Source organism: Streptomyces sp. RK62 (assembly GCF_018070255.1).
In the GTDB taxonomy this organism is placed as follows: domain Bacteria; phylum Actinomycetota; class Actinomycetes; order Streptomycetales; family Streptomycetaceae; genus Streptomyces; species Streptomyces nigra.
Genome location: NZ_JAGPYD010000012.1, coordinates 270,679 through 283,221, shown reverse-complemented (window position 1 = coordinate 283,221; position 12,543 = coordinate 270,679). Strand labels below are relative to the sequence as shown.

General features: G+C 72.6%; 9 protein-coding genes. 7 read left to right on the top strand and 2 right to left on the bottom strand.

From position 1 onward, the window contains the following. Window positions 1-40: 40 nt before the first annotated feature. Complete coding sequence (locus tag KBY32_RS24415; protein WP_210981629.1) at window positions 41-433, bottom strand: MarR family winged helix-turn-helix transcriptional regulator; 393 nt, start codon at window positions 431-433, stop codon at window positions 41-43. A gap of 86 nt (window positions 434-519) precedes the next feature. Between KBY32_RS24415 and KBY32_RS24410 the strand changes: the two genes are divergently transcribed. The 7 genes from KBY32_RS24410 to KBY32_RS24380 all read left to right on the top strand — a co-directional run bounded on the left by KBY32_RS24410 (window position 520) and on the right by KBY32_RS24380 (window position 10,198). Then, window positions 520-714: an SDR family oxidoreductase gene (locus KBY32_RS24410; RefSeq protein ID WP_308293790.1), complete on the top strand. Its 195-nt coding sequence runs from the start codon at window positions 520-522 to the stop codon at window positions 712-714. A 142-nt stretch (window positions 715-856) separates the two neighbouring features. Then, window positions 857-1,798 (top strand): C45 family autoproteolytic acyltransferase/hydolase, encoded by a 942-nt coding sequence (locus tag KBY32_RS24405; protein WP_210981628.1) that lies wholly within the window; start codon window positions 857-859, stop codon window positions 1,796-1,798. A gap of 201 nt (window positions 1,799-1,999) precedes the next feature. Then, window positions 2,000-3,553 (top strand): PH domain-containing protein, encoded by a 1,554-nt coding sequence (locus KBY32_RS24400; RefSeq protein ID WP_210981627.1) that lies wholly within the window; start codon window positions 2,000-2,002, stop codon window positions 3,551-3,553. Between the two features lie 292 nt (window positions 3,554-3,845). Then, window positions 3,846-5,231: a chitinase gene (locus KBY32_RS24395; RefSeq protein WP_210981626.1), complete on the top strand. Its 1,386-nt coding sequence runs from the start codon at window positions 3,846-3,848 to the stop codon at window positions 5,229-5,231. A gap of 54 nt (window positions 5,232-5,285) precedes the next feature. Continuing rightward, the gene (locus KBY32_RS24390; protein WP_210981625.1) at window positions 5,286-6,587 is read left to right on the top strand and encodes a ThuA domain-containing protein; all 1,302 of its coding nucleotides are present in this window, start codon (window positions 5,286-5,288) and stop codon (window positions 6,585-6,587) included. Between the two features lie 126 nt (window positions 6,588-6,713). Next, window positions 6,714-8,615 carry a Na+/H+ antiporter NhaA gene (locus tag KBY32_RS24385; RefSeq protein WP_210981624.1) on the top strand — a complete coding sequence of 634 codons (1,902 nt, stop codon included), beginning with the start codon at window positions 6,714-6,716 and terminating at the stop codon, window positions 8,613-8,615. A gap of 92 nt (window positions 8,616-8,707) precedes the next feature. Further along, window positions 8,708-10,198, top strand: coding sequence for an FG-GAP-like repeat-containing protein (locus KBY32_RS24380; protein ID WP_210981623.1), 1,491 nt, complete (start codon window positions 8,708-8,710; stop codon window positions 10,196-10,198). 13 nt (window positions 10,199-10,211) lie between these two features. Here KBY32_RS24380 and KBY32_RS24375 read toward each other — a convergent pair whose 3' ends face one another. Beyond that, the gene (locus KBY32_RS24375) at window positions 10,212-12,293 is read right to left on the bottom strand and encodes a SpoIIE family protein phosphatase (RefSeq protein WP_210981622.1); all 2,082 of its coding nucleotides are present in this window, start codon (window positions 12,291-12,293) and stop codon (window positions 10,212-10,214) included. Between the last annotated feature and the right edge of the window lie 250 nt (window positions 12,294-12,543).

Genomic DNA, 12,543 nt, shown 5'->3' with positions numbered 1-12,543 from the left:
CGGAATTCGAAGGTCCCGTCCGGCTAAGGGCTGGAGGATCTCAGCACTTCATCTCGTCCGGCGCCACCAGTTCCCGCTGGGCGGTCTGCGCGACCCGGGAGAGCAGGGCGCGCAGCTGCTCGGCGTCCCCGTCGGTGAGGTCGGCCAGCAGGCGGGCCTCGGCGGAGGCGAGGCTGCGGCGCACGTCGCCGAGACGGGCGCGGCCGGCCTCGGTCAGGACGACCTGACGCGCGCGCCGATCACGTGGGTCGGGTCGGCGCAGCACCAGGTCGTGCGCTTCGAGGTCGTCGAGGAGGTACGTCATCACGGTCCGGTCCAGGCTGACCTCCTTGGCGAGGGCCAACTGGGAGGGCGGCTCGCCCTGGGCGAGGGCGACCAGGACGAGGTAGCCGCGGGCGCCGCCCGGCAGGTCGGCGACGGAGGCGGTGGCCACCCGGCGGAACGCGGTGGAGACCAGGCGGATCGCCCAGCCCAGGTCGGTGTCCAGGGATACGGGTCAACACCGTCTCGCCGGGTCCCGTGCGCACCGAGGGGACGGTGGCCATGCTCGGCGACAACGCGGAGGTCATGAACCGCACCAACGTGCGCGGCAAGGTCGGTGAGCCGGAGGAGATCGCCGAGATCGTGTCGTTCCTGGCGGGACCGGCGAGCTCGTACGTCAACGGGGCGGTCCTGATCGCCGACGGCGGCGAACTGAGCGCCCTCCCGGGCTGACCGGAGCAGCGAGCAGGCAGGCCGCCGGCCCAGCCCCGGCGGTCTGCAGCGCACCCCCAATGCCCCTCGCTGGCCAACGACCAGCGAAATTAACTACGTTGGCGCCACTCCACCACAGGCCCCGGGCAGAGGAGCGGCCACCATGACCCGCCGACAGAAGACCTTCCGCGCCCTCGAGACAGGCGACGGAAGCGACGGACGCTGGGCCGCCTACGCCCAGCCGCTGTGGCCGCTCGCGGAGGCCTGGCTGACCGAGGAGGGCAGGACAGAGGCAGGCGCGCAGGACGCACGCAAGCTCTTCGAGCAGCACATGCCCGAGCTGGTCCCCGTGCTCGATCGCCTCGCCGCCCAGCTCGACCGGCCGGAGGCGACGACCTTCCTCACCCTGGCGGCACTACGGCCGTTCTTCTCGGGCTGCACCCAGATCGGCTCCGAGGGCGAACTGCTCCGCAACTACGACTTCGCCCCCGACGACTGCGAGGGCACGATCGTCCGCTCCCACTTCCTGCGACCGGTGATCGGCATGCAGGAAGCCGCCTGGGGCCTGCTGGACGGCATGAACGACGCGGGACTCGCCGTCTCCCTCACCTTCGGCGGCCGCTTCGTCCACGGCCCGGGCTTCGCGATCCCGATCGTCCTGCGGTACCTGCTGGAGACGTGCACGACCGTCGACGAGGCGGTCGCCAGACTCGGCTCCCTCCCCATCGCCATCCCGCAGAACGTCACGCTGGTCGACGCCACCCGCTCCCGCACGGTGTTCGTGGGACCGGACATCCCCTTGACCGAGGCACCGGACACCTGCGCCGCCAACCACCAGCACCTGCCGGTACCCGAGGACCAGGAACGGTTCTCGAGAACCCAGGAACGCCTGACCGCCATCCGCGCGGCGGGCCGCGACATGGCGGCGATGCTGAAGCCGCCCCTCTACCAACTCGCCTACGACGAGGGCCTGGGCACCGTCTACACCGCCCACTACCGCCCCACCGAAGGCCAGGTGACCTACGCCTGGCCGGACACGACCTGGTCCCAGTCCTTCACCACCTTCACCCCGGGCACCCGCACCATGACCTTGGGCCTGTCGTGATCGACGCGTCCATCGCAGCCGTCCCCCTCGGTGATGTCTCCGGCTGGTGGCCCGACGAGGAGTTGCTAGAGACGACGCCCAAGGACGATCGGGTCGGGCCCTGACCTGCCCGAGGTGTGCCAACCCGGCAACATCGGCCGCCCGAACTCTGCCGTGGACCCGACAAGCAGTTCGGAGACGGGTGATGGCACGCTTCCGCGTATGAACAGCGTGCCCCAAGTGACGTGCCGCACTCGGTCGAGGCGGCCCCTGTGGTTCTTCGTCGGTCTCGGCGTGGCCGGGCTGGTCCTGGCCGTGGCCCGGCTCGTGGGCACGGGTGGGGTTCCCGACCGGTGGGTCGCCGCCGGGGCCTGCGTGCTCGTGCCGATCGGCGTCGTGGGGATGTACGGCCTCGCCGTCCGGGTGCACGCCGACGCGCGCGGGCTGTCGTACCGGACGCTGCTGCGTCGCCGAAGTGTGGCCTGGGGCGACGTCGCCGATGTGCGGGTGCACGTCCAGTACGTGCGGAACGGCGAGCTGTATCGCGTGCACGTCGTCACGCGGGGCGGGCGGACCCTGCGCCTCCCCCTGCCGTTCGGAACGGCCGCCGACGACCGGTCCGAGTTCGACGCCACCGTGGAGGCGCTGCGCGCGCTGCACCGCGAGCACGGCGCACCGGAGTCGGACCATCTCGCCGTGCTGACCAAGGGCACGGCCGGGCGCAGCCTCCGGCTCCCCGCCTTCCTCTGCGTCCTGTTCCTCGCGGGGGCCGTGCTGGCCGCGTGCTTCGTCCCGGTGGTGGCCGAGAAAAAGCTGGCGTGGACGTCGGCCGTGCCGTGCGCCGAGGAGTCGTCGGGGCGCGACGCGGACTGTCTGACGTACCTTCCGGCCGTGGTCGAGCGCACCGACGTGGCGCGGGGGAAGGGCCAGAGCTGGGTGTACTTCACCGGCGGGCGCCCGGTGGAGCGGGTCTCGGTGTCGAAGGAGGGAGCCTCCGGGTTCGACGAGGGCGACCGCGTCGAACTCACCGTCTGGCGGCGCCAGGTGCGGGAGATCGTCGCGGAACACCACGCGTGGCGCGAGCACTTCCCCGCCGCAGGGGAGGTCACCGTGATCGCGGCGATGTCCGCGCTCATCGCCGCCTACCCGGCCGCCCTGATCGTGCTGCGCAGGCGCGCGCGCCGGCGGCCCGCCGACGAGATGCTGCCGTCGCCGCTCCCCTTCGCCGGTGCCCTCGTCGGCACGGCCGTGTGGGCGCTGCCGTACTGCTACACGCATCCGACCCTCGTGCCCGGTTCGCCGGCCGGTGCCGCCTGGGCCGGCGCGGGGTCGCTGCTCTCGGTCGGTCTGTTCGCCCTGGCCTGGCGCGCCACCCGTATCCGTACGGCCGGGGCGGACAGCACACCGCATGCACCGGTGGACACGGGAGCCGAGGACGTGTTCCTGCCCGCCCGGTTCCTGGAGGCCACCGAGTACAACCCGAACGGCTTCGGCACCCACATCGTCCTCGGGGGCGGTGAGCCCGCCGTACTCCCCCACGCCGGTCCGGGCCGGTTCGCGGCGCGGCCGATCCCGGTGGAGCGGCTCACCGTCCGGACCGTGCGCCGGCCCCGCGGCGGGGACGGCGACCTGGTGCCGAGGAGCTGGGACATCGCCGAACTGGACGACGCGGGCAGGCCGGTCCGCCTCGCGGCCGCCCCCGCCGACCTGGCCCGCATCCTGAGCGCGTTCGCCGCCGACGACACGCCCACGGTCGCCGCCGGTTCGGACGGCTGACGGAGGACGGCCCTTCCGACAGCACAGCCCCCGGCACCGAGAACCCCTGCCACTCACATTGGACTGGACCAAACCCCGTCCGATGTCTTGACAGGGGTTTTCCGCTGCTCCTTAAATTCACGGTGTGAAGTAACTCTGCATCCCGCAGTAACCCCTGTTTCCCCCCACCCTCGTTCAGCGGTCGACGACTTCACAGCCCCCCACTTCCCGTCTGTCATGGGCACGCCAAGCAGCCTCGGTCGTGGGTGAGCCGCGAGCCGCTCCGCGCGACGACGACAGAACAGGACGACGCATGCCTTCTTCCTCCCTCCCTCGGACCGCCCGGCGCGGTGCCGCCGGCGCCGCCGTGGCCGCCCTCCTCCTCACCCCGCTCACCGCCCTCCCCGCACACGCCGCCGCCCAGGCCACCGGGCAGATCACCGGCCTCGGCGGCAAGTGTCTGGACGTCGCCGGCGCGGCCACCGCCAACGGCACCGCCGTACAGCTCTACGACTGCAACGGCACCGGCGCCCAGCAGTGGAACGTCGGCTCCGACGGCACGATCCGCGCCCTCGGCAAGTGCCTGGACGTGGCGTCCGGCGGCACCGCCGACGGCACCCGGGTGCAGCTGTGGGACTGCAACGGCAGCGCCGCCCAGCGCTGGAACGTCACCGCCGCCCGCGACCTCGTCAATCCGCAGGCCGACAAGTGCCTCGACGTGAAGGGGGCGAGCTCCGCCAACGGGACCCCGGTGCAGCTCTGGACGTGCACCGGTGCCGCCCAGCAGAAGTGGACCGCTCCCGGAGCCGACACCCCGGCCCCGGGACCGGGCGCGATGGCGGTCGCCCCGTACCTCTACAACGGCTGGGGCGACCCGCCGAGCCCGACGACGGTCATGAACGCGACCGGCGTCAAATGGTTCACCCTCGCCTTCGTCCTCAGCAACGGGTACTGCAACCCGCAGTGGGACGGCGGCCGTCCGCTGACCGGCGGGGTGGACCAGCAGACGATCAACACCGTGCGCGGCGCGGGCGGTGACGTCATCCCGTCCTTCGGCGGCTGGAGCGGCAACAAGCTGGAGAGCTCCTGCGGCAGCGCGGGCGAGCTGGCCGCCGCCTACCAGAAGGTCATCAACGCCTACGGGCTGAAGGCGATCGACATCGACATCGAGGCCGCCGCCTACGACAGCCCGGCCGTGCAGCAGCGCACCGTGGACGCCCTGAAGACCGTCAAGGCGAACAACCCCGGCATCAAGGTCTACGTCACCTTCGGCACCGGCCAGAACGGGCCCGACGGCAGCCTCATCGGCAGGGCCGCCGCCTCCGGGCTCACCGTGGACAGCTGGACCATCATGCCGTTCAACTTCGGCGGCGCCGGCCAGAACATGGGGCAGCTCACCGTCCGCGCGGCCGAGGGCCTGAAGACCGCCGTGAAGAACGCGTACGGCTACAGCGACGACCAGGCGTACCGGCACACCGGCATCTCGTCCATGAACGGGATCACGGACAACAACGAGACGGTGACCGTCGCCGACTTCCGCACGATCCTCGCCTACGCGCAGCAGCGGCATCTGGCGCGGCTGACGTTCTGGTCGGTCAACCGGGACCGGCCGTGCACCGGTGGCGGCGCGGACAGCTGCTCCGGGGTGGCCCAGCAGCCCTGGGAGTTCACCCGCGTCCTCGCCCAGTACGCCGGCTGACCGAAGGCCACCCCACCCCCGACTCGCGCCGCTCCGGCGGCAGGAGGAGCAGACATGCCCCCACGCACCCCACCCATACGGCCCCACTTCCTCGCCCGGCTGCTGGCCCTGCTGGCCCTCCTCCTCGGGCTCGCCGCCCCGGCGGGCTCCGCGTCCGCCGCTCCCGAGGCGGCGGCCCCGTTCAAGGTCATCGCCTTCTACAACGGCACTTGGGACGCCGCCCACATCGACTTCGTGAAGGAGGCCAACCAGTGGTTCCCGCAGGCGGGGGCCGAGAACGGCTTCACGTACCGGGCGACCACCGACTGGAACCTGCTCGCGAACGGCGGGGTGGACGAGTACCAGGTCGTCCTGTTCCTCGACGACGCGCCGCAGACGGCGGCCCAGCGGTCCGGCTTCGAACGGTATGTGCGCGGCGGCGGGGGCTGGATGGGCTTCCACGTCTCGGCGTTCACCACGAACGCGGGATCCTGGCCCTGGTACTACAACTCCTTCCTCGGCAGCGGGAACTTCAGGTCGAACACCTGGGGACCCACCACCGCCGTCCTGCGCACCGAGGACCGTTCGCACCCCTCGACCGCCGGTCTGCCCGGCACCTTCACCTCGGCCGTGAGCGAGTGGTACAGCTGGTCGAACGACCTGCGGGCCAACCCCGACATCAAGATCCTGGCCTCGGTCGATCCGAGCAGTTTCCCGCTGGGCACCGACCCGAACCAGTCCTGGTACAGCGGCTACTACCCGATCCTGTGGACCAACACCCAGTACCGGATGCTGTACGCGAACTTCGGGCACAACGCGATGAACTACGACACGAACACCCGGCTGTCGTCGACGTTCGCCAGCCCCACCCAGAACCGCTTCCTCCTCGACGGCCTGAAGTGGCTGGGCGGCGCGGGCGAGGGTCCCGCGCCCACCGACCCGATCTCCCCGACGGCCTGGTACGCGCTGAGCGACCGGGCCGCCGGGACCTGCGTCGACGCCCGGTCGGCGGCGACGGCCAACGGCACGCCCATCCAGCAGTACACCTGCAACGGCACGCTCGCCCAGCAGTTCCAGTTCCGGCCCACCGACGGCGGGTACGCGCGGATCGCCATCCGGGGCAACCCGAACCAGGTCGTCGACGTCACCGGCGTCTCCACCGCCGACAACGCGCCCCTGCAGCTGTGGGCGTACGGCGGAGGCGGCAACCAGCAGTGGCTGCCGGTGCGCGAGGCGGACGGCGCCTACCACTTCACCGCCCGGCACAGCGGCAAGTGCCTGAGCACGACCGGCGGTGCGGCGAACGGCGTGCAGCTGGTGCAACGGCCGTGCGACGGGTCGGCCGCCCAGAGCTTCCGGCTCACCGCCCAGCCGTGACCGCGGGCCGTGGCGGCCCCCTCGGCCGGGGTCGTCACGGCCGTCCGGGTGAGCGTCTGCGGGCCGTACGGGAGCGCGGCCGGTCGTCCACTGCCCGGCGGGCGCACGGGTGGCGATAATCGGCCGGTGAGCGGCTACGACCCCAGCGATGCCAGTGACCCGTTGACCAGCCAGACCCGGGCGCGCTGGCGGACGTTCGTGCAGACCGAGACGGGCAGCGCCGCCCTGCTGCTCGCTGCGGTCGTGGTGGCTCTGCTCTGGGCCAACATGGACCCGCACTCGTACGAGGCGGCGTGGGGGGCGACCTTCACCATCGGTTTCGACACCTACCACCTCGCGCTCGACGTGCACGAGTGGATCAACGCCGGGCTGATGAGCCTGTTCTTCTTCGTGGTGGGGCTGGAGGCGCGCCGCGAGTTCGACATGGGGGACCTGCGGGACCGGCGCTGGGTGGTGCTGTGCGCGGTGGCCGGCCTGGGCAGCATGGTCGTACCCGCGCTGATCTACGTCGCCATCAACGCCGGTCATGACTCGGTGCACGGGTGGGGCACGGCGATGTCGACGGACACGGCGTTCGCCCTGGGCATCCTCGCGGTGTTCGGCCGCCGGCTGCCGGCCGCGCTGCGCGCCTTCATGCTGTCGATCTCCGTGGTGGACGACCTGGTGGCGCTGGTGGTGATCGCCGTCTTCTACAGCGAGGGCGTCGAGTTCATGGCGCTGCTGGTGGCGTTCGGCGGTCTGCTGGCCATCGTGGGGCTGCGTCTGGCGGGCGTCCGCAACGGCATCTACTGCGCCCTGATGTCGCTGGTCGTGTGGATCGCCCTGCACGAGGCGGGCGTCGACCCCGTCGTCACCGGGCTGGCCGTGGGCGCGCTGGTGGTCGCCTATCCGGCGCCGCGCAGCGACCTGGAGCGGGCGAGCCGGCTGTTCCGTTCGTTCCGTGAGCAGCCCACGCCCGAGCTGCAGCGCTCCGCCGTCCAGGGGCTCGCCGCCGCGATCTCACCCAACGAGCGGCTGGAGCAGAAGTTCCTGCCCTGGGTGAGCTACGGCATCGTGCCGCTGTTCGCGCTGGCCAACGCGGGCATCGAACTCAGCGGGCCGAAACTCGCCGACGCGTTCACCTCGCCGATCACGCTGGGCATCGTGGTGGGCTGCGCGGCGGGCAAGCTGATCGGGATCGTCGGCTCCATGGCGGGCGCGCGGCTGCTGACGCGCGGCGTGCTGCGGCCCACCGTGGGCTGGGGTTCGGTCACCGCGGGCGGGGCCGTCGCCGGGGCGTCCTTCACGGTGTCCCTGCTGATCGCGGCGATCGCGTTCGAGGGCGAGGAGCTGGAGCAGGCGCGGATCGGCGTCCTCGCCTCACTCGTCGTGGCGTTCGCCCTGACCTGGCTGGTGTCCGGCGCGATCGGGCTGCTGCCGGAGGCCCTCAGGGCCCGCGCCCTGCTGGGCACGTCCGAGACACCGACGGATCTCGCGGTGGCCGTCGACCCCCGGCACGACCGGGTGCGCGGGCCCGAGCGCGCGGCCGTGACCGTGGTCGAGTACGGCGACTTCGAGTGCCCTTACTGCGGGCAGGCCGAGCGGGTGGTGCGCGAACTGCTGGGCTCGGACTCGGACATCCGCTATGTGTGGCGGCATCTCCCGCTCCCGGACGTCCATCCGCACGCCCAGCTGGCCGCCGAGGCCGCGGAGGCCGCCGCACGGCAGGGCAGGTTCTGGGAGATGCACGACCTGTTGCTGCAGCGTCAGGACGCGCTCACCGGCCGGCATCTGCTGGCCTACGCCGAGGAGATCGGGCTCGACGTGAAGCGCTTCCGCGAGGACCTCGAGCGGCACCGGGGGGCGCGGCGGATCGCGGAGGACGTCGACTCGGCCGACCTGAGCGGGGTGTCGGGCACCCCCACCTTCTTCATCAACGGCCGGCGCCACCAGGGCGCCTACGACATCGAGGCCCTGACCCGCGCGGTCGAGCAGGCGCGGCAGCGGGTCCTGGCGGCGGAGACCTCCGGATGGCACCCGCGGGACTGAGCGCCATCCGGTCCCTCAGCGGCTACAACTGTCGCGGCCCTTCGCGGGTCCAACCCGCACAGGCCACACAGGTGCGACCCCAGGGACAACACATGACGCACGGCAACCCGGCGGCCGTCGCCGCCGCCTCCTTCCTGCTCCTGACGGGCGCGGTGATCACCGCGGCCCCCGGCACCCACGCGGGCACACCCGCCGGGGCGCACACCGTCGAGCGCGGCAGCGACTTCGACGGCGACGGGTACGACGACGTCCTCGTCGGGGCGCCGACCGGGACGGACGGGAGCCGTAAGAACTCCGGCTACGTCACCGTCCAGTACGGCGGAGCGCACGGCATCGGCACCGCCACCGGCGCCCGCGCGGCGCGCACGGCGGTGTTCGGGCAGAACACCGCCGGTGTGCCCGGGAGCGCCGAGTCCGGCGACGGCTTCGGTGCCGCCGTCGCGAGCGGGGATCTGAACGCCGACGGCTACGACGACGCGATCGTGGCCGTGCCCGGCGAGGACGTCGGTGGTGTGAAGGACGCGGGCCGGGTCACCGTCCTGTTCGGCTCGCGCACCGGGCTCAAGGCCTCAGGCAGCGTCACGTTCGGGGCGGCCACACCGGGCGCGGACGCCGGGTTCGGCCTGGCGGTGGCCGCCGCGCGGCTGAGCGGCGCCGCCCCCGGTGACATGCTCGCCGTGGCCGACCGGCGGGGCGTGCATCTGTTCACCCACGCCGGTGGCGCGCTGCGGCCCGCGGGCCGCCTCGACACGGTCGGCGCCCCGGGCGACGAGAAGATCCAGCCGGCGTCGCTGACCACCGGCGACTACGACGCCGACGGCCACGCGGACCTGATCGTCGCGGGGCGCAGCCTGGAGGAGGACGGTCAGGGACGCTCGGCCGTCTACCGGGGCGGAGCCGGCGGCCTCACCTATGTCCGCGACCTGCCCGGTGGCCCGGCGACCGCCTCCGGCGACATCGACCACGACGGGTACGACGACCTGGTCGCGGGCCGTCCGGACCGGCTGGAGGACGAGTACGAGCCGCTCACCGGCGGCTCCGTCCTGGTGTTCCTCGGCGGCCCCGACACCTTCACCGATCTGGACGAGTACGGCCGGCCCGACCAGGTGTGGCTCCAGCGCGATCCGGGGGTGCCCGGCACTCCCGAACTCGGCGACGGCTTCGGCTACGACGTGTCGCTGGGCGATGCCGACGGGGACGGTTTCGCGGACCTGGCCGTCGGCGTGCCCGGCGAGGACATCGGCGCCGTACGGGACGCGGGGATGGTCGTCGTGCTGCGCGGCTCGGCCCGGGGGCTGACCACGGCCGGCGCGGTCTCCTTCACGCAGAACACCGCGGACGTGCCGGGCACGGTCGAGAAGGGCGACCGGTTCGGCGCTCAGGTCCGGTTCGTGGACACCGGCCGTGACGGGCGCGCCGCTCTGCTGGCCATGGCGCCCGGGGAGAACTCCGCCGACGGAGCGGCCTGGTATCTGCCGGGGTCGGCGGCCGGCACGGTGGCCCGGGGGTCGTGGTCGTACGGTCCGCGTTCCCTGGCCGCGCCGCCCGCCGACGCCGGGTTCGGGACCGCCGTCGACGAGTGAGCGGAACTGCCCGTCAGGGCTTCAGGGGGTGGGCCTGGGCGATGAGGAGGGCCACGTCGTCGTGGTCGGAGGGCTTGCGCAGCGCGCGCAGGAGCCGTTCGCACCGGTCCTCCGGGTCGCTCGGCGGGCCCTGGAGCAGGCGCAGCAGGTGGGCGAGCCGCTCGTCGATGGGGTCGTGGCGGGTCTCGACGAGTCCGTCGGTGTAGAGGACGAGCTGGTCGCCGGGTTCGAGGGCGACGGTCGTGGTCTCGAAGGCGCCGCCGCCCACCCCGAGCGGGGTGCCCGAGGGCAGGTCGAGCAGTCTCGGCGGGCCTCCGTCGGGCACCAGCACGGGCGGCAGATGCCCGGCGGACGCGATGTGCAACTGGTGCTGATAGGGGTCGTAGACGGCGTACGAGCAGGTGGCGAAGAAGGGGTCCAGGTCCTGGGTGATCTTGTCCAGGTGGGTGAGGATGCGGGCCGGGTCGAGGTCGAGGTCGGCGAGCGTGGATGTGGCGGTGCGCAGCCGGCCCATCGCGGTGGCCGCCGGGATGCCGCTGCCCATGACGTCGCCGACGGCGAGGGCGGTGCGGTCGCCGTCGAGGGGGATGATGTCGTACCAGTCGCCGCCGACCTCGCTGAACGCCTGGGCGGGCCGGTAGCGGGCGGCGATCTCCAGGCCGGGGTGGCGGGGTGAGATCTGCGGGAGCAGGCTGCGCTGGAGGGTCTCGGCGGCGCTGCGGATGTGCTGGTGCAGGATCGCGTTGTCGATGCTGAGCGCGGCGGCCGAGGCCAGCTCGCAGGCGAGGGTGAGGTCGTCCTCGTCGAACGGCCTGGGGTTGCGGGCGCGGGCCAGGCCCATGACGCCGATGACCTCGTCCCGGGCGATCAGCGGCACCGCCATGTCGGTGTGCACCCCGGCCTCGGCGAGCAGCCGCGCCGCCTCGTCGTCGGCGGCGACGCGGACGAGGTCCGCCCGGTCCAGGTGGGTGATCAGCAGGGGTTCGCGGGTGCGGAAGCAGTGGGCCGCCGGATGGTCGGCGTGGTAGGTCGTCAGGTGGCCGGGCTGGATGATCGCGGTGGAGGCGTCGGTGGGGTAGGCGGTCTTGACCGCGAGGGCGCGGAACAGCGGGAGGCCGTCGCCGGCGTCGGGGCGCCCGGACTTGAGCAGGGAGTCGACGATGTCGACGGCGACCATGTCGGCCAGTTCGGGGACGAGGACGTCGGCGAGTTCCTGCGCGGTGCGCTCGACCTCCAGGGTGGTGCCGATACGGGCCGAGCCCTCGGCCATCATGCGCAGCCGCTGCTGGGCCCGCTCGGCCGCCCGCGCCGACTCGTAACGGTCGGTGACGTCGACGATGACGTTGGCGATGCCCAGGACCTGCCCGGCGTGGTCCTCCAGGCGGTACAGGGACATGGCCCAGGCGTGGTCGCTGTCCGGGTCGGCCCGGGTGCGTCCGACCACCTGCTGGTCGACCACGGGCAGGCCGGTCTCCAGGACCTCGTGCATCTGGGCCTCGGCGGCCGCGAACGGCTCGCCGGGCAGGATCTCGCGGAAGCCGCGGCCCATGTGGTCGGCCTCGGGGACGCCGTGCATCTCGGCCAGGGCGGGGTTGACGGCCACATAGCGCAGCTCGGTGTCGAGGACGGCGAGCCCGATGGGCGCCTGGGTGACGAGCTGGCTGGACAGGGCGACCTTGCGCTCCACCTGGCGCAGCGTCGCCCGGTCCGTGGCGAGTCCCAGCGCGTAGTGGTCGCCGATGTTGTCCGTCAGCCGCATGTTGCGGAACTCCACCGTGCGGATGCCGCCGTCCTTGTGCCGGACGGGGAAGACGCCCGCCCAGTCCTCCCCGCTCTCCATGACCGTGGCGAACAGCCTGATCGCCTCGGCGCGGTGCTCCGGGTCGACGAGCAACCGGGCCGCGTACTGTCCGAGGGCCTCCTCACCGGAGAACCCGAACAGCGCCTCGGCCTGGGGGCTCCACATGTCGATCCGGCCGTCGGCCTCGACGAGGACCGCGGCGACGCCGAGCAGGTCCATGAGCCCGCTGGCCCCGGAGGTGGCCTCCTGCGGAAAACCCGGCCGCGCCTCCGGACGCTGATTCGCTCGGCCCATCACACTCGCCCCTCTTCCCGTCCCACCGGCGTCCCCCGGTCCGCACCCCGCCGATGACGGCGTTCTTCCCACAGGTCGGCGACCCGTTCACGATGCGGCAAGGGACGTACGACGGCCAGGGGACTCGCCGGGACCGCGCGGTGCCGTCGGGCCTCCCTGAGGTCCGGCACGCGGTAGACGACCCACACCATGATCAACCCGTCGCCTCGGTCAGCACGTCTTCTGCTTCCCATGGTCCGTCGAGGGCCTC